Genomic DNA, 16,850 nt, shown 5'->3' with positions numbered 1-16,850 from the left:
GCCCACCCCTGATCAGTGCGGTCGGGCGAGCAGGCCCCGGGGGCGGATCGAGCGGACCGGCTCGGTCGCGCCGCCCTCGTCCCGCAGGATGTGATTGGCCGCGAGGATGCCGGTGGCGGCGGACCGCTCCATCAGCGCACTGGGGAAGTCGGTGTGGATGCCGTCGCCGGCCAGGTAGAGCCGGTCGGCGTCGGTGCGGACACCGGGCCGACCCGCGTGGCTGCCGGGCGGGAACGCGGGCGCCCGGGCCTCCACCCGGGCTCGCAGCTCGCGGATCCGCAGCCGCCCCGCCTCCGGCCAGAGGGGCCGTAGCTCGGTCCACATCCGTTCCGCCAACTCCTCGGCGGGCACGTCCGGTTCGCAGGCGTACGCGTGCAACTCCACCACCGCACCGCCGTTGCGCGCAGCCCAGTGGCGGGACTCCTGCTCAAGCCGATGGTAGAGCGTCACCGAGTCCAGGGTGGGTTGCCGAGAGACCCCGCTGAACACTGCCCGCCCGGGATCCACGTCCCCGGCGCACCAGTAGCGGGCCACCGCGTACGGCGGGCCGGGTTGGCCGAACGCGGGCATTCGTGCAACCAGGTCGGGAGCGGCTTCGGTGAGAGTGGGGGAGGCCGCGACCAGCGCGGCGAGCGCCGGTGGGTCGACGGCGAGTACGACGTGCCGGGCCTCGTACGCGCCGGCGGTGCTCACCACCTGCCAGCCGGCGGCGTCGCGGTGCAGCCCGGTGACGGCGGCCTCGGTGACGACCCGGCCGCCGTGCTGCTCGAGGTGCCGGGTGAGGGGCTGCCAGATCGACGTCGCGTAGTCGGCTGTGGGGCAGTCGAAGGCCAGCCCTTCCGGGTTACCCAGCAGGTAGAAGTGGAACTGGGCGATCATTTCGGCGGCCGACATCTCCGCTTCGTGGTTGAAGAACGAATGCGAGAAGACCTCGAAGAGCATCGCTCGGGCTCGGTCCGGCAGCCGGAGCGAGGTGAGCAGGGCGTCGGCGGTGGTGTTGTCGAACTCGGCGTACGTCTGGATCGGGTCGTAGCTGAGCAACGGCAGCGCGGCGTCCCGGTTCATCGCGCGTAGGTCCCGCAGACGCAGGCTGGGGCTGCGTAGTAGGAGGGCGAGTAGGTTCGCTGGCGCCGCGGGCGGCAGCTTGCCGAACTCCTCGGTCGGCCAGCGCGCGGACAGGATCGGGTAGCGCGGAATCTGCCGGAGGAAGCCCAGCGCCGGGTCGACCCGGCGGAGGATGTTCCGCCAGTTGTAGTACTGGCGGAAGAAGGCGTGGAACCCGTGTTCATTGATCCGGGTGCCGTCGGGCGAGGTCTCCGGCCAGGCGCCAAGCCGTCCGCCGGTGGTGGGGGCGGCTTCCAGAACGGTGACCGGAACTCCCCGTTCGGCCAGCACCACCGCTGCTGACATCCCGGCGATTCCGCCGCCGACCACCACGGTGGGCGCGGGGTGCGGCAGCCGCGGGGCGCCACCGCCGCCGGGGTCCACCACGTGTTCGCGTACGCCGAGCATCCGACCCGCCATTTGCGACAGCGCCATCGCCCCAGTTTGCCGGAGTCGTGTCGGGGTTGAGAATGGACTCGCGCTACCGACCCGCCGCAGTCGTGATCACCGGGCTGCGCGAACGCTACCGACTGTTTACCATGCGCCACATGACGGGGCCCTTCGATCGTGCGTGGTGGACCGGACGGCGGCTCCGAGGCAACAGCGACCCCTGGGCCCACTACGTGGTCTGTGGTCATGACGCCCTGGCGTACTGGGTGGTGAAGTCACTGCTCGCCACCGAGCCGCAGCTGACCCGGATCCGGATCACGCTGGTGGTGCCCCGGCGGCAGCGGACGGACAGCCCGGACGGTCGAGATCTCGACGGCATCGAAGTCATCCAGGCCGACCGGCTCGACGAGGTGACATTTCGCGAAGCCGGGCTGGACCGGGCCGAGGGTTTGGCGCTGCTGCACCAAGACGATGTGGGCAACATGCACGCGGCGCTCTGCGCACAGGAGGTCCAGCCGAGCCTGCGGTTGGTGGTGCGGATGTTCAACACCAGCCTGGCCAACGGGGTGCGACAGATCTTCCCCGACTCGGCGGTGCTCTCCGACGCTGTGATGGCGGCCCCTGCCTTCGTCGCCGCCGCGCTGGGAGAGGTCGCGCCGGCTCACTTCCGACACGGCGGTCGGACCCTCTACGTGGCCCGCCGCGTCGATCTTCGCGACGAGGACATCGTCTGCCCGGTGGCGGATACCCGGGACCCGCGGGAGGTCCGGGTCCTGCCCGCGGACCAGACCGCCGCCGACGTGGTGCTCGCCGAGGCTGCCGGCACGCCACCGGGAACCGAGGTGGCCGCGCGCCGACTGCGTCGGGCCCGGCGGTGGCGCCGGCCGGTCACGATGCTGCTTCGGGCGATCCGGGGCTTCGCCACCCGCCGGATCGGCCTCGCCGTGCTGGTGCTGCTGGCGGTGATCGTCGTGCTCGGCGGCCTCTACGCCAGCACCGCCGAGGTGAGCTGGGGGGAGGCGCTTTACCTGACTCTGGTCACCGCCCTGAGCGGTCAGGACCCGGATGCCGCCAAGCCGATCGGCGAGCAGGTCCTCCAGGTGGTGCTCAACCTCTCCGGGCTGGCGCTGATTCCGTTGGTCACCGCCGTGGTGGTGGACGGCCTCGTCAACGCCCGACTGGCGCTGCATTCCGGGCGGCCACTGACCGACCGTTCCGGGCACGTGGTCGTGGTCGGCCTCGGCAACATCGGCACCCGGGTGACCGCCCAACTCCGCGACTTCGGTGTCGAGGTGGTCGCGATCGACAAGCACGCGGACGCGCGCGGTGCCGAGTTGGCCCGGCGGCTCGGTGTGCCGCTGGTGGTGGGGGACGCCTCCGCCGAGGAGACCCTGCGTGCCGCCTCGGTAGCTACCTGCCAGGCCCTCGTCGTGGTCTCCACCGACGACGGGGTGAACCTGCGGGCCGCGCTGACCGCCCGATCTCTCAATGACGATGTTCAGGTGGTGCTGCGGCTCTTTGATGGGCACTTCGCCGAGCGCGTCCAGCGGTCCTTCGGCATCGGCGTCTCGCGGAGCGTGTCGTACCTGGCGGCGCCGTCGTTCGCCGGTGCCCTGCTGGACCGTGCCGTCATCGCCACGATCTCGGTCGGCCGGCACGCCCTGTTGGTCACCGAGGTCCCGGTCGCCGCCGGCTCCTCGCTCGAGGGCCAGCCGCTCGCTGCCGTCGGCCGCGCGGGGAGCGTCCGACTCCTCGCCTACTCCCGCTCCGGCCAGCGGTACGAATGGGAGTTCGACCACCGGTTGGTGATTATGGCCGGGGACCGGTTGACGGTGGTTGCCCGTCGGGCCGGGCTGAACGCCCTGCTCCGCGAGGCCGGCCCCCTCGATTCAGAGGTTTCCGGACCTCCGGCCGGCTTGTCCCCGGGGGCCGTAACGCCCCCGGTCGGGTCGTCTCCGGGGGCCGTAACGCCATCGGCCGGCTCGTCCCCGGGGGCCGCGATGCCCCCGGGGGGCCCGCCGCTGCCCCGGGCGGGGGAGCAGGACGGTTCGGTTATTCACCAATCCGACTCTGCGGACTAACCCAGGTTCCGGAAGGCGTCAGCACCAGGGAGAGGCCCCTAGCATCCATGCGGCTGGGCCGGGACCGGTGTTGTCCGGTCACTTCTCGGCTGGTGGGGTGGGTGCGCCGCTGAGGACCTCGACCGCACCGGTGTCGAGGGAGTAGTAGGCGCTGACAATGGCGAGTTCCTGCTTCGTCACGAGCGGGGCGAGGCCCGGGTTGGAGCGTAGATCGTTTGCGGCCAACTCGACCTGGGCGCGGACCATGACATCGATCGGGTCGTCGCTCTTCGCCGTGGCTACCTGTTCGTACGCGGGCTGCAGGGCCGTGACGATATCCGCCAGGTGGCCGGGCAGCGTTTCGCCGTCACGAAGGGCGGCGTGCGCCGCCTTGACGGCGCCGCAGCGTTGGTGACCGAGGACCATGAGGAGCGGCGTGCCGTTGGCCAGCGGCCCGTATTCGAGAGAACCGGTGACCACCGGGCTAACCGCCTCGCCGCCGGTGCGCGTCACGAAGAGGTCGCCCAGGCCGACGTCGAAGATGAGCTCTGGTGGCACCCGCGAGTCAATGCAGGAGAGGACGGCCGCGAAGGGCTTCTGCTCTTGGGCTACGGCCTGACGCCGGGCCGGGTCCCGGTTGGGGTTCTGCGGGTCGCCCTTCACCCACCGCTGGTTGCCCTCCAGCAGCCGCTGGAGTGCTGCCTCGGGTGTGGTGGGCGGCGCTTCGGGGAATGCGCTGGTGGTTGACGCGGGTGCCTCCGTCGATGAGCAGGCTGTGAGTGCGGCCACGGTGCCGACAAGCGCGCCGGAGAGCAACGTCCTTCGATTTGGGCGTACAACTCTATTCATTAATTTCCTCTGAACTAGTTTATAGCCAGACTCTTACCTTTAGCGGGGGAATTATACGTCGAAACCCCCATAGATGGACACAGCGGGCGTATTCTTGGTGACTCGCCGGCGGCAGGTGGTCGGTTCGACGCGCAGGCACCTCGCCGCCGCCCTGGCCGTGGCGGTCCGGCCACCCCCGCCGGACGAGCAGCTTCACGCCTCGACCCACGTGGCAGCGGTCCGAGCCGGTCAGTGTGTGTGGCGGCCCTGGTCGAATCGCGCGGGCAGCGGCACGTCGTCCCAGGGCATCCGATGCAGCACCCGGTCCAGCAGGAGGCCGAGCAGCAGCCCGGCGATCGAGTCGGTCAACCAATGCCAGCCCAGGTACATGGTCGTGAAGAACACCACCAGGGGCGGGATGACCCGTACCGCGACGGCGATCCGGGGCGGCAACGTGCGCCCGTACGTCTCCAGCAGCTGGGCGAGGAGCAGGACGATCACGCCGTACCAGATGATCGCGTTGACGACGTGCCCGGACGGGTAGGAGCGGGCGAACTGCAGCGGCAGCTCATGCTGGAAGAGCGGCAGGGTCTGCTCCGGCGCGAGGAAGGGTTCGCGCACGCTGGCGCTGGGCGCGGGCCGGGCCGTCGCCACCTTGAGTGCGCCGACGACGAGGTTGATCAGCACGAGCCCGGCGACCGGCGGCAGCAGTGGGCGGGCGGAGCGGAGCCGCACGGCGAGCAGAACGCCGAGCCCGACGGCGATCAGGGTCAGCGGGCCGCCCTGGCCGAGGTAGTTGAGGAGCCAGGCGATCCAGTACGCCGTGGTCGGGCGGTGCGCGTCCGACCAGTCGGCCACCGCCCGGTCGAGGCCGAAGAGGTGACCGGCGGCGAGGGCGGCGGTCAGGGTCACCAGACCGGCGAGGAGTAGCCCGTCGAACCACCAACCGGCCGGGTGGACCGGCCGGAGCCGTACCGCTCGCCACCGGGTCGTCACCTGCCGCATCTCGGCCACGCTACCGGCCCGCAGTGCCTCTGGCCCGGCCCGGGTGGCTGTGTGCCGAACCACGCGGGGAGGCGTTCCGGCGGGGGAGGGCGCAAACTGGGGTGCGTGCGGATCACCTCGGCTCTCGTTGACCCGGCGCTGCTCGATCTTCCCTGGTCGACCCCGCTGGTGGAGTGGCCGGCGCAGCACCTGGTGGCGCTGCCGCAGGGCATCTCTCGACATGTTGTTCGGTTCGTCCGACTTGGCGGTTATGTGTATGCGGTCAAGGAGACCGGCGAGCGAGTAGCCGAGCGGGAGTACGACCTGCTGCGGGCCTTGGAGCGGATCGACTTCCCGACCGTGGAGGCGGTGGCGATCGTCGCCGACCGGCAGACCGAAGCCGGGGAACCGTTGGACCCGGTGCTGATCACCCGGCACCTGCAGTTCTCCCTGCCCTACCGGGCGCTCTTCTCGCACACGCTGCGACCGGAGACGATGCAGCGGCTCCTCGACGCGTTGGCCGCGCTGCTGGTACGGATGCACCTGACCGGCTTCTTCTGGGGCGACTGCTCGCTGTCGAACACCCTCTTCCGTCGGGACGCGGGCGCGTTCGCGGCCTACCTGGTGGACGCGGAGACCGGGGTGCTGCACCGCTCGTTGTCGAACGGGCAGCGCGGCGAGGACCTGGAGATCGCCCGGGTGAACATCTTCGGCGAGGCGTTGGACCTACAGGCGGCCGGGCTGCTGCACGAGTCGATCGACCCGGAGGTGGTGTGCGAGGAGGTCGTGCAGCGGTACGAGCGGCTGTGGCATGAGATCACCTATGAGCAGCAGATCGAGCGGGAGGCTCGGCACGACATCGAGGGCCGGATTCGCGGCCTCAACGAGCTGGGCTTCGACGTAGCCGAGATCGCCGTGTCGACGATCGACGACGGGCGGTATCTGGTGCGGCCGAAGGTGGTCGACGCCGGCTACCACACCCGGCGGCTGCTTCGCCTGACCGGTCTGGACGCGGAGGAGAACCAGGCGCGTCGGCTTCTCAACGACCTAGACGCCTACCGGGCCGAGAGCGACCTGCTCGATGAGCAGCAGGCGGCGCACCGCTGGCTGACGGAGGTCTTCGAGCCGGTGGTCCGCGCCGTGCCGGCGCATCTGCGCCGCAAGCTGGAACCGCAGGAGATCTTCGCGCAGATCATCGAGCACAAGTGGCTGCTCTCCCAGCGGGCCGGCAGGGATGTTGGCATGGCCCCGGCAGTGCAGTCGTACCTCGGGGACGTGCTGGCGCACCGCCCCGACGAGCAGGCGGTGCTCGGGGTGGAGATTCCGCCCCCGGGCTGACCGGCGGTCTGCGTCAGTCCAGCCAAGTGCCGGCGCGCATCACCCGGACCACGTTCAGATCGTCGTCGAGCACCACCAGGTCCGCTCGGAGACCGGGTTGGAGGGCGCCGACCCGATCACCGAGACCGATCGCACGGGCGGGCGTGGTGGCCACCATCCGGGCGGCCTCCGGGACGGCGACCCCGGTGGCGACCACGTTCCGAAACGCGGCATCCATCGTCAGTGTGCTGCCGGCGACCGCCCCGTCGCTGGCGAGCCGGGCCACCCCGGCAGTCACGGTGACCCGCTGGCCGCCCAACTCGTACTCGCCGTCGGGCTGGCCGGCGGCGGCCATCGCGTCGGTGACCAGGGCGGCCCGTTCCACGCCGGCGGTGGTGGTCGCGAAGGCGAGCATTCCGTCGTGTAGGTGCACCCCGTCGGCGACCAGCTCGCAGACTACGGAGGGAGCTTCCAGCAGGGCTATTACCGGTCCCGGCTCCCGGTGGTGCACCGGGCGCATCGCGTTGAACAGGTGGGTGGCGACGCTCGCGCCGGCGGCGATGGCGGCCTGGGTCTGCTCGTACGTGGCGTCGGTGTGGCCGACCGCCGCGACCACGCCATGGGCGGTGAGTAGCTTGACCGCCGCGGTCGCTCCCGCGCGTTCCGGGGCGAGGGTGACCATCCGGATCGTCCCGTGGCCCAGCTTCAGCAGCTCGGTTAGCTCCTCGGTTGAGGGGTCGCGCAGGTACGCCGGGTTCTGCGCCCCGCAACGGGCCGCGGAGAGGTACGGGCCCTCGAAATGAATCCCGGCGAGCACCCCCTCGGCGACCAGCGGTCGATAGGCGGTGGTGGCGGTGCGCATCAGCTCGAACGGCGAACTCACCAGGCTGGCCAGCAGGGTGGTGGTGCCGTGTTGGAGGTGAAAGCCGGCGGCGGCACGGGCCTCGTCGACGTCTCCGGTAGTGAAGGTGTGCCCACCACCGCCGTGGGTGTGAATGTCGACGAAGCCGGGGAGGATCCAGTGCCCGTCGCGCCCGGACGGGTACTCGGCGACCGCGGTGATCTCATCGTTGTTGATCTCTACGCAGCCTTGGCGGATCACCCCGGCCGGGGTCACCACCCTACCGGTCACCCGTACCGTCATTGCTTCTCCATGCCGTCGAGGGCGAGCAGGGCGGCGCCGAGGCAGCCTGCCTCGGCGCCGAGGGCCGCTGGGACCAGCCGCGGCTCGCGGTGAAAGGTCATCCGGTCGTGCAGCGCGGCCCGCAGCGGGTCGAGTAGTTGGGCGCCGGCGCGGGCCAGCCCACCGCCGAGCACGACCGTGTCCACGTCGAAGAGCGCCTGGCCGGTGGCGAGGCCGTCGGCGAGGGCAGCGACAGCCTCCGTCCAGACCTGCTGGGCCAGCGGGTCACCGGCGGCGGCGCGGGCGGCCACCTCGGCCGCGCTCGGCCCCGGCGTGCTGCCGGCCAGCTCCGCATAGCGGCGGGCGACCGCCGAGGCGGACGCGATCGCCTCCAGACAGCCCGCCTGCCCGCAGCCGCAGCGCGGTCCGCCGGGGCGGACCAGGATGTGGCCGAGTTCCCCGGCCGCGCCGTGCGCGCCGGTGGCGGCCGTTCCGTCGATCACATGGGCGGCGGCGATGCCGGTACCGATGGCGACGAAGAGGACGTGTCGGTCGGCCCGACCAGCGCCGAGGCGTGCCTCGGCGACGCCGCCGACGCGGACATCATGGCCGAGTGCCGCCGGCATCCCGAGCCGGGCCGTGGCCAGGGCCCGCAGCGGCACATCGCGGAAGCCGATGTTGGCCGACCAGATCGCCACCCCTGCCGCTTCGTCGATCACGCCCGGGACGGCGAGGCCGAACGCCACCGGGGTGAGCCCTTCGTGGCGGGCCGTGTCCGCCAGGGCCGCGGCGACGTCGAGGATGGTGTCGACGACCGCCGCCGGGCCGCGTGCGGTCTGCGTCGGGTGGTGTTCGGTGCGGGCGACCGTGCCGTCCCGATGGACCAGGGCGCACTTCATCCCGCTGCCACCGACGTCGATCGCGACCACGACCTGCTGCCGGTCGGGTGCGCCGTGCGGAGCGCTCGGCGCCCCGCCCGGTTCCCCACTGCTCATGCCAGAACCACGGAGCGGGCGAGGTGCCGCGGTGCGTCGGGGTCGAGGCCACGGCTGGTGGCGAGCGTGGCGGCGAAGCGCTGCGCCAGGATCAGGTCGGCCATCGGGTCCAGCGGTGTGCGACCGGCCGCCCAGTTTCCGATCACGCTGCGGCACCCGTGGGTGCGGCTGTGCACGAAGGCGGCGCCGGTGGCCGCCACATCCTCCGCGAGCCCGTCGGGCAGTTCCCCGAAGGCCCAGACCAGCCGGCCTGGCGCGGCGACGGAGATCGGGCCGTGCCGGTAGTCCATGGCCGGGTAGGCCTCGGCCCAGAAGGTCGCGGCCTCGCGGCACTTCAGCGCCGCCTCGTGGGCCAGCCCGACGGTCCACCCCCGGCCCAGGAAGGTGACCTGTTCGATCTGGGCGGGATCGATCGGCAGGGGGGCGCGTACCGCCACCTCGGCGTCGGCGGAGAGCGCGGGAATGTTGTCGCCCAGGTGGGCGCGGAGCAGGGCCAGCGCGGTCGTCGCGAAGCGGGTCTGCACCACCGCGCGTTCGTCGGCGAAGGTCAACGGCACCGTGGCATCGGCCAGGTCGGCGGCGGGAGCGGCGGGGTCGCCGACCAGGACGGTGGTGGGCACCATCCCGCGGAGCGCGGCGAGTAGATCGGTCACCTCGGTGGTGGTGCCGGAGCGGGTGATCGCGATCATCCGGTCGTAGCGGCGGCCGGTGGGAAATTCGCTGGCCTGGAAGGCGTCGGTCTCGCCGTGGCCGGCGTGCTCGCGGCGAGCGGCGTAGGCCATCGCCATGAACCAGGAGGTGCCGCACCCCACGACGGCGACTCGTTCGCCGGGACGGGGCAGCCGGTCGGCTACCGAGTTGGCCAGCCGCGCCGCGGTCCGCCAGCAGTCGGGTTGACTCGCGATCTCCATGTCGACGTACGACATCAGGTTCTCCAGAACGTGCGCGATTTGGCTCGTTAGGCTCGGCTTTCGCGCGCTATTGTGCGCCGATTTGGGTGGTGGTGGCAACTGGGCTGAAGATCGAGCAGAGCCGGCGTTGCCTTTACGTAGTTTCGCGCACTATTGTGCACGCACAATCACCAATCGTGCAGCCGCTGGAGGGCTCGGGGTGGACCGGTACGCGAGATGGAACGCCCTACTCGAGATGCTGACCGACAGCGGTCGGGTCAGCGTCGAGGGGGCCGCCGAGCGCCTGGCCGTCTCGCAGGCCACCATTCGTCGGGATTTCGACCAGCTTGCCCAGCAGCAGATGATCACACGTACCCGGGGTGGGGCGGTCGCCAACGGCGTCTCGTATGACCTGCCGCTGCGGTACAAGTCCGCGAAGCACTCGGCCGAGAAGCAGCGGATCGGCGCGGCGGCCGCGGCGCTGGTGGCCCCGGGCACGGTGGTCGGCCTCAACGGCGGCACCACCAGCACTGAGGTGGCACGAGCGCTGGCCGTACGGCCGGATCTGAACACCAGTGCCGAGGGTGCCCAGCTCACCGTGGTCACCAACGCCCTCAACATCGCCAACGAGCTGCTGGTCCGGTCCCGGATGAAGGTCGTGGTGGCCGGTGGGGTGGTGCGACCCAAGTCATTCGAGTTGGTCGGCCCACTGGGTGGGGCCCTGCTGCGCGAAGTCACTCTGGACGTGGCCCTGCTCGGGGTGGACGCGGTTGACCCGCAGCTCGGCGCCGCCGCTCACCATGAGGGGGAAGCGGCGATGAACAGTCTGATGGTGGCGCGGGCGAAGCGGGTGGTGGTGATCGCCGACTCGTCCAAGCTGGGTGGCCACGCTTTTGCCCGGATCTGCCCGGTGGACCGGATGGAGACCCTGGTCACTGACTCCGGTGCGCCGTCCGAGGTGGTCGCCGCCTTCCGCGCCGCTGACGTGCGGGTCGTCTGCGCCTGAATCGCACGACCAAGCCTCCTATCGCCGCTTTCCACCGCGATGCACGAATTGGGTATTGCGCAAAGGGTAGTACCGCGTATTGTGTCGTGAGTGCCGCCAACGGGGGAGGTGCAGCTTGACTGCTGTCCTGGAAATAGAAGGTCTGCAGAAGTCCTATCGCAGCCGAAGGCGCGGTACCCGCAACGCGCTCGACGGCTTCGACATGCGGGTGGAGGCGGGCCAGGTGCACGGCTTCCTCGGCCCGAATGGGTCGGGTAAGACGACCACCCTTCGTACGCTGCTCGGTCTCATCCGGCCCGATGACGGCCGGATGAGACTGCTCGGCCACGAGGTCCCGGCCGACCTGTCCGCGGTCGCCGGTCAGGTCGGCGCGATCGTCGAGAGCCCGCAGTTCTTCCCACACTTCACCGCCCGGGAGACCCTGTCCCTGCTGGCTACCGCGGGCGAGGTCCGCTCCACCCGGATCGACGAGGTGCTGGAACTGGTGGGGCTGCGAGACCGATCCCGGGAGCGGGTGAAGACCTACTCGCTCGGCATGAAGCAGCGGCTCGCCGTCGCCTCCGCCCTGCTGAAGGAGCCGCGACTGCTGATCCTGGATGAGCCCGCCAACGGGCTGGACCCGGGCGGCATCCGGGAGATGCGGGCGTTGATGCGGAACCTGTCCGAAACCGGCACCACGGTGCTGCTCTCCAGCCACATCCTCGCCGAGGTCCAACTGATCTGTGATTCAGTCACGATCATCTCGTTGGGCCGCCGAGTCGCGTTCGGCCCGGTGGAGAAGGTGCTGGCGGCCCACTCGGCCGGCACCGTCCGGGTACGCCTGGAGACGGTGGCCGACCTGCCGGAGGCGAGCGAGGCGTTGACCCGGGCCGGGTTCCGCGTAACCCGGGAACCGGACCACCTGCTGCTCTCCGGGGTGGAAGAAGCCGCCATGGTGACCCGCCTCCTCGCCGGCCAGGGCCTGTACGTCAGTGAACTGGTCTGGATCGACGGCGATCTGGAGAGTGTCTTCCTCGACCTGACCGCCACCGCGCCGGCCCCCGGTCAGAGCCGGCAGGTTGACCAGTCGGCGAAGCCCGCCGCGGTGGGTCAGCGCAGCACAGGAGGGTGGGGCGCATGAGTCTCTACCGTGCGGAACTACGCCGGCTGGTGCTGCGGCGCCTCACCCGCTGGGCGACCGTGCTGGGCCTGGCGGTGTTGGCGACCGTGGCCATCGGGGTCTTCCTGTCGAACCAGAAGATCGATGACGCGGCCCGGGCCAAGGCCGAGGTGGCCGCCGAGGAACACTGGCAGCAGCAGGTGCGTCAGACCGAAGAGTTTCGGGCCGAGTGCGAGCAGGCGGCAGCCCGGGGCGACCAGTCGGATCGTTTCCCCCCGGACTGCTCCCAGATCTCACCCCCGCCCCGGGACGTCTACTCGCCGGACCAGTTCCTGTCGAGCACTTTCGACTTTCGGGCCAGCTTTGGCGGGACGCTGATCGCGGTCGCGGCGATCCTGGCCCTGGTCGGTTTCGTGGTGGGCTCCTCCTTCGTGGGCGCCGAGTGGAACACCGGCGGCATGATGACCATGCTGTTGTGGCGGCCGAAGCGGGTGACTGTCCTGCTGACCAAGCTGGCCGCCCTGCTCACCGGGCTGCTGGCATTGGCGGTGACCACGACGATGCTCTGGTTCGGCAGCTTCTGGTTGATCGCCACCACGCGCGGCACCACCGAAGGGATGACCGCCGGCGCCTGGCAGTCCTTCGCCCTTACCGGCCTGCGTGGCGTGACGCTCGCCCTGGTCGCCGCCGTTCTCGGCTTCGGGCTGGCCTCGCTCGGCCGGCACACCGCGATGGCGCTGGGCGGTGCGGTCGGCGTGATGGTGGTCGGGCAGTTCGGGCTCGGAGTGCTGCTCAGCCTGACCGGAGCGAAGTTTGTCGAGGCGTGGCTGCTCCCCACCTACGTGCAGGCCTGGATGCAGAAGGAGGTCGTTCTTAGGGACTGGCAGACGTGCCGGGTCAATCCCTTCGGTCAGTGCGATCCGGAGACCCTGACCCTCACCTGGCAACACACGTCCGGGCTGCTCGCGGCAGGGCTGGTGCTCATCCTCGGCGGAGCGTGCTGGGCGATGCGGCGGCGGGACATCTCCTGACGCGGGCACTAGGCTGAGGCACCCCGGGCCGGCCGTACCGGGCCGACCGCCCTCGCGAGGAGTGTCATGCCGTCCGACACCGCCCCGACCGCAGCCGAACCCTCCGGTGCCGGGCGGTCCGGCGACGGGCGCTCGGTTGTACCGCCGCCCCGGCCGGTGCCCGAGGTGGAGGCCGTCGCGCCGGCCGATCTCAAGCCGGACGTCGTGGGGGCCGACCGCGGTGCGCCCGGGGACGCGGGCGGCGGCGCGTCAGGGGCCGACGCTGCGGCGGGCGCAGCCGTCGGGCTGACCGAGCGAGAGCGGGACATCCTCGACTTCGAGCAGCAGTGGTGGCGGCACCCGGGCGCCAAGGAACAGGCGATCCGGGACCGGTTCGGCTGCACCGCCACTCGTTACTACCAGCTGTTGAACGTGTTGCTGGACAACCCGGCCGCTCTGGCGGCCGAGCCGCTCCTGGTTGGGCGGCTGCGTCGCCTGCGCTCAGCCCGAGCCCGCGACCGACGTCGCTGAGGGGCCGGCAACAGCCGGCCCCTGCGGTCCGGTCAGCGCTTTTCGTGCATGCGCAGGCCGTTGCCGATGGCGAAGAAGGTCGGAGCCCACTCGCCGATGAAGATCCCCCAGCGGTCGGCGCGGGCCATACCTGCCCGTTCCAGATGCTTGGAGAGGAACCAACTGCCAAACGACAGGCCAATGCTTACGAAACCCGCGAGATAGGCGTGCTCCGCTCGAAGGCCGGTCTCGTGTAGGCGCTGCAACATCCGCGATCCCCCTGTCGCAAACGATCGGCTCGTGCCCCGGAAGCCCGGCGGGCCACCAACGCCGACGCTACCTGTTGGCGTGGTGGGGAACGGAGAGTTTGACAACAGAGGGTGAGGATGATTCGGATAGGGCCGACCGGTCGATCTCTTCGTCCGGATCGTCAGTCCGCCCCGATTGAGCTGGACGCTCACCGATTGGCCCGGCACACTGCCTCACGTGGTGAGTGATGTGCGGCTGGAGCCGGTGAGTGAACGGAACCTCGAGTCATTGCTCTCCGTAGCCGCCGCTGAGGCGGATCCGGCCGATGTCATGCCGCCGGTCAAGGCCCCGGCCGGCTGGTCACACGCCCGGCGGGAGGCGTTCCGCGAGTTCCACCGGGCCAGCTTCGCCGGGTTGCCAGGCCCGACCCGCACCCGGATGTACGCCGTCCTGGCCGCCGGCGAGGTCGTCGGGGTGATCCGGATGACTCGCTGTGACGAGCTGTATGCGGTCGAAACCGGGTTGTGGCTGGGGCGCTCGGCGCGGGGGCGGGGGATCGGGTCGGCTGCGCTCCGGGAACTACTCAACAAGGCCGCCGCGGCCGGCATGCGCCGGGTAGTCGCGGCGACCACCCCCGACAACCGGGGTGCGCTCTCCGTTCTCACCAACTGCGGCGCGAAACTCCGCGAAGCGGATGGCCAGGTCTACGCCGAGCTATCGCTGGACGCCACGCCGACCGCTCACTGACGTTTCCGCGCGTACTCGGCCAGCCAGGCGACCTGAACCGGGTCCAGGGAGGGGCGTACGCGGGTGCGGGCGACCGCGACGTGGGCGGTGGTCACCGTCGCCGCGGCGAGCGATTCGCGCATAGCGGCGAGCGCCGCCTCCCGGACCAGTGCCGCACAGTCTGCAGCGGAGAAGCCGTCCAGGTCTCCGGCGAGCGCGCCGAGGTCCACCTCCGGTGCCAGCGGCACGGTGCGCGACGCCGCCCGCAGGATCTCGGCGCGTCCCGTCTCGTCCGGCGGCGGGACGTAGACCAGCCGTTCCATCCGTCCGGGGCGCAGGAGGGCCGGGTCGACCAGGTCCGGCCGATTGGTCGCGCCGACCACAACCACGTTGCGTAAGGACTCCACACCGTCCAGTTCGGTAAGGAGGGCGGCTACCACCCGGTCGGCCGTACCGCCGTCGGTGGCCTGACCACGTACCGGCGCCAGCGCATCCACCTCGTCCAGGAAGACCAGCGTCGGTGCGGCCTCGCGGGCCTGGCGGAACAACTCGCGCACCGCGCGTTCGCTCTCGCCTACCCATTTCGACAACAGCTCGGCGCCCTTCACCGCGAGCACGTTTGCCCGACCGGAACCGGCCAACGCAGTCACCAGGTACGTCTTGCCGCAGCCCGGCGGGCCATAGAGCAGGACCCCGCGGGGTGGCTGCACCCCCAGCCGCGCGAAGGTGTCCGGATAGGTGAGGGGCCACAACACCGACTCGGTCAGAGTCTGCTTGACCTCGGCCAGGTCCCCCACGTCGTCGAGGGTCACCGACGCCAGCTCCAGGGTCGACGCCGCCATCGTGGTCGGGCGGACCACCGCCAGCGCCGCGTGCAGGTCGGCCATCGTCATGCGAGGTTGCTCAACCGTCTTCTGCCGCAGGGCGGCGCGGACCCCCGCCTCGCGGACCAGCGCGGCCAGGTCGGCGGCGACGAAACCGGGCGTACGCGCCGCGACCTCGTCCAGCTGTACGTCCTCGGCGAGCGGCACCGGTCGGGTTAGCACCCCAAGCTGCTCCCGGCGCAGGGCGGCGTCCGGCAGCGGGACGCTGACACGCAGCGAGAGCAGGTCCGGGGTGCGCAGGGCGGGGTCCACGGCGTCGAGGCGGCTGGTGGTGCACACCACGGCCGCCCCGGCCGCGACGGTCTCGGCCACCACCTGGCGGAAGACGGTGGCCATCGGGCCGGGTGCGGCTGCCGGGGCGAGCGCTTCCACATCGGTGACCAGCAGGACGGCGGGTCCGTCAACGCGTACCGCGGCGGCGGTGGCCCGCAGCTGCTCGGCGGCGGCCGAGTTGGTCAACGCGGCGAGCTCCGGCCCCCAGAGTGGCCGAACCCGGGCACCGACCCGGGCGGCGACCGCACGTACGAGCGCGGATTTGCCAGACCCGGCCGGGCCGTCGAGGAGTACGCCGAGCGCCACCGTGGTGCCGAGTCGGCGCAGCACCGCACCGTGGTGGAAGCCGAGGTCGAGCAGCTCGGTCAGCTCCTCGACCTGGGCGCGCAGCCCGGGTGGCTCCTCCACAATGGGCGGCACCGGGTCGGTCGTCACCGCTGGCTCGACGTTCCGTGCCCCGGTGGGTGAGACGGCCCGGGGTAGGGGTGGATCCCCGCCGGGGGAGAGGGCCCGGGAGGCCGCCAGGTCGCGGGTGGCCGGGCCGTGGGTGGCGAGGTCGTGGGTGGCGGGGCCGTGCTCCCACCCGATGGCGGTCTCCATCGTGACCAGCGCCGCCGACTCCGGTGTGGCGTCGGTGACGGTGAGCAGGGTACTGGTCCAGGCGTAGCCAACCCGGTTGGCCAGGCTCTGTCGGGCCGCCGTCAGGAGGCCGCGTAACGCCGGGTCGGGCAGCGCATCTGGAGGCAGCACCGCCGGGGGCGGCAGCTCCTGCGGCAGCAGCGAGACGTCGTCGCCGGTGGTGACCACCTTGCCGAGTAGCGCGAGCCGGAGCAGTTCCGGGGAGACGGCCGCGACCACCTGCGGTGCGCCGGTGAGCACCACCTGGGCGGCGGCGGTAACCGGGGCTGGGCCGACGGTGACCTCACCGCCGTCGCGCAGGCCGAGGTTGCCCAGGGTCAGGTCATCGGCGTACAGCAAGCCGGGGGTGGCCTCCGGCTCGCTCGCCGCCGCGCGGGCGGCGGTGACCCGCCGGCCGGCCAGCCGGACCGGGTCGCCGGGGCGTAGCCCGAGCGCGGCAAGCACCTCCGGGTGCAGCTGCACGATGCCCCGGCGGGCGTCGAGCGCTGCCGGCTGCCGGCTGGCGGTGAGTACGAGCTTCGGTCCCCCCACCCACCGAACCCTAGCCGGTGCGCGGAAGGACCTCGGTAAACGCTGCGGTGGCGCGAGCGCTGTCCGGACATCCCGGTTGGGTGCTGGCCGGCCTGCGGCCACCGGGCCGGCAACCTGGTCGCGGTGGAGCGGCCGATCGGCTCGGCGCGGGCCCGCCACCCTCCCGCTTTGCCAATCCGGCAAGGACGATTGCGTGTTCGCGTCATGCTGCCGGAGGGTGGCACTTCCGCAT

15 protein-coding genes are annotated in these 16,850 nt (G+C 71.3%); 7 read left to right on the top strand and 8 right to left on the bottom strand.

Annotated elements, in window-relative coordinates; translation table 11 throughout:
* Window positions 1-12: 12 nt before the first annotated feature.
* Entirely contained in the window at window positions 13-1,539 is a 1,527-nt protein-coding gene (locus B116_RS0112105; RefSeq protein ID WP_027660245.1) for an FAD-dependent oxidoreductase, read from the bottom strand.
* 104 nt (window positions 1,540-1,643) lie between these two features.
* Here B116_RS0112105 and B116_RS0112100 point away from each other — a divergent pair, with 104 nt between their 5' ends.
* A complete protein-coding gene (locus tag B116_RS0112100; protein WP_027660244.1) occupies window positions 1,644-3,575 on the top strand; it encodes an NAD-binding protein in 1,932 nt (643 codons plus the stop codon).
* 78 nt (window positions 3,576-3,653) lie between these two features.
* Here B116_RS0112100 and B116_RS0112095 read toward each other — a convergent pair whose 3' ends face one another.
* Together B116_RS0112095 and B116_RS0112090 are read right to left on the bottom strand one after the other, a co-directional pair.
* On the bottom strand, window positions 3,654-4,238 hold the full coding sequence (locus B116_RS0112095) for a carbonic anhydrase (protein WP_027660243.1): 585 nt from the start codon (window positions 4,236-4,238) through the stop codon (window positions 3,654-3,656).
* 393 nt (window positions 4,239-4,631) lie between these two features.
* Complete coding sequence (locus B116_RS0112090) at window positions 4,632-5,450, bottom strand: phosphatase PAP2 family protein (protein WP_027660242.1); 819 nt, start codon at window positions 5,448-5,450, stop codon at window positions 4,632-4,634.
* Between the two features lie 42 nt (window positions 5,451-5,492).
* Between B116_RS0112090 and B116_RS0112085 the strand changes: the two genes are divergently transcribed.
* Window positions 5,493-6,704, top strand: coding sequence for a DUF4032 domain-containing protein (locus tag B116_RS0112085; protein WP_018723828.1), 1,212 nt, complete (start codon window positions 5,493-5,495; stop codon window positions 6,702-6,704).
* A gap of 13 nt (window positions 6,705-6,717) precedes the next feature.
* On the opposite strand, the gene nagA is transcribed toward B116_RS0112085, so the two are convergent.
* From nagA to B116_RS0112070, 3 genes are read right to left on the bottom strand one after another with little or no spacing between them, the layout of a single operon-like run.
* Complete coding sequence (nagA, locus tag B116_RS0112080; RefSeq protein WP_027660241.1) at window positions 6,718-7,827, bottom strand: N-acetylglucosamine-6-phosphate deacetylase; 1,110 nt, start codon at window positions 7,825-7,827, stop codon at window positions 6,718-6,720.
* A complete protein-coding gene (locus tag B116_RS0112075; protein WP_027660240.1) occupies window positions 7,824-8,801 on the bottom strand; it encodes an ROK family protein in 978 nt (325 codons plus the stop codon). The genes nagA and B116_RS0112075 overlap by 4 nt, the downstream gene beginning before the upstream one ends.
* The gene (locus B116_RS0112070) at window positions 8,798-9,727 is read right to left on the bottom strand and encodes an SIS domain-containing protein (RefSeq protein WP_027660239.1); all 930 of its coding nucleotides are present in this window, start codon (window positions 9,725-9,727) and stop codon (window positions 8,798-8,800) included. The genes B116_RS0112075 and B116_RS0112070 overlap by 4 nt, the downstream gene beginning before the upstream one ends.
* 184 nt (window positions 9,728-9,911) lie before the next feature.
* Here B116_RS0112070 and B116_RS0112065 point away from each other — a divergent pair, with 184 nt between their 5' ends.
* The 4 genes from B116_RS0112065 to B116_RS0112050 all read left to right on the top strand — a co-directional run bounded on the left by B116_RS0112065 (window position 9,912) and on the right by B116_RS0112050 (window position 13,337).
* The gene (locus B116_RS0112065; protein WP_018723824.1) at window positions 9,912-10,697 is read left to right on the top strand and encodes a DeoR/GlpR family DNA-binding transcription regulator; all 786 of its coding nucleotides are present in this window, start codon (window positions 9,912-9,914) and stop codon (window positions 10,695-10,697) included.
* Between the two features lie 142 nt (window positions 10,698-10,839).
* Complete coding sequence (locus B116_RS0112060; RefSeq protein ID WP_263404871.1) at window positions 10,840-11,817, top strand: ATP-binding cassette domain-containing protein; 978 nt, start codon at window positions 10,840-10,842, stop codon at window positions 11,815-11,817.
* Window positions 11,814-12,827 (top strand): ABC transporter permease subunit, encoded by a 1,014-nt coding sequence (locus B116_RS0112055; RefSeq protein WP_027660237.1) that lies wholly within the window; start codon window positions 11,814-11,816, stop codon window positions 12,825-12,827. The genes B116_RS0112060 and B116_RS0112055 overlap by 4 nt, the downstream gene beginning before the upstream one ends.
* Window positions 12,828-12,893: 66 nt before the next feature.
* Window positions 12,894-13,337, top strand: coding sequence for a DUF3263 domain-containing protein (locus B116_RS0112050; RefSeq protein WP_018723821.1), 444 nt, complete (start codon window positions 12,894-12,896; stop codon window positions 13,335-13,337).
* A gap of 32 nt (window positions 13,338-13,369) precedes the next feature.
* On the opposite strand, the gene B116_RS0112045 is transcribed toward B116_RS0112050, so the two are convergent.
* Window positions 13,370-13,585, bottom strand: coding sequence for a hypothetical protein (locus B116_RS0112045; protein WP_018723820.1), 216 nt, complete (start codon window positions 13,583-13,585; stop codon window positions 13,370-13,372).
* Window positions 13,586-13,802: 217 nt separating this feature from the next.
* Between B116_RS0112045 and B116_RS0112040 the strand changes: the two genes are divergently transcribed.
* A complete protein-coding gene (locus tag B116_RS0112040) occupies window positions 13,803-14,312 on the top strand; it encodes a GNAT family N-acetyltransferase (RefSeq protein WP_018723819.1) in 510 nt (169 codons plus the stop codon).
* On the opposite strand, the gene B116_RS0112035 is transcribed toward B116_RS0112040, so the two are convergent.
* Window positions 14,306-16,618, bottom strand: coding sequence for an AAA family ATPase (locus B116_RS0112035; protein ID WP_027660236.1), 2,313 nt, complete (start codon window positions 16,616-16,618; stop codon window positions 14,306-14,308). The two genes, B116_RS0112040 and B116_RS0112035, sit on opposite strands and share 7 nt — an antisense overlap.
* Window positions 16,619-16,850: the final 232 nt, after the last annotated feature.

The sequence above is a fragment of the Salinispora fenicalii genome, assembly GCF_000514815.1.
Lineage (GTDB): Bacteria > Actinomycetota > Actinomycetes > Mycobacteriales > Micromonosporaceae > Micromonospora > Micromonospora fenicalii.
Note: the sequence above shows the minus strand (reverse complement) of the source record. Positions and strands in the feature narration are given on the sequence as shown.

Coding starts and splice junctions, on each gene's coding strand:
- B116_RS0112100 (WP_027660244.1), top strand. CDS start 1,644: ATGCGCCACATGACGGGGCCCTTCGATCGTGCGTGGTGGACCGGACGG.
- B116_RS0112055 (WP_027660237.1), top strand. CDS start 11,814: ATGAGTCTCTACCGTGCGGAACTACGCCGGCTGGTGCTGCGGCGCCTC.
- B116_RS0112045 (WP_018723820.1), bottom strand. CDS start 13,585: ATGTTGCAGCGCCTACACGAGACCGGCCTTCGAGCGGAGCACGCCTAT.
- B116_RS0112070 (WP_027660239.1), bottom strand. CDS start 9,727: ATGTCGTACGTCGACATGGAGATCGCGAGTCAACCCGACTGCTGGCGG.
- B116_RS0112075 (WP_027660240.1), bottom strand. CDS start 8,801: ATGAGCAGTGGGGAACCGGGCGGGGCGCCGAGCGCTCCGCACGGCGCA.
- B116_RS0112050 (WP_018723821.1), top strand. CDS start 12,894: ATGCCGTCCGACACCGCCCCGACCGCAGCCGAACCCTCCGGTGCCGGG.
- B116_RS0112105 (WP_027660245.1), bottom strand. CDS start 1,539: ATGGCGCTGTCGCAAATGGCGGGTCGGATGCTCGGCGTACGCGAACAC.
- nagA (WP_027660241.1), bottom strand. CDS start 7,827: ATGACGGTACGGGTGACCGGTAGGGTGGTGACCCCGGCCGGGGTGATC.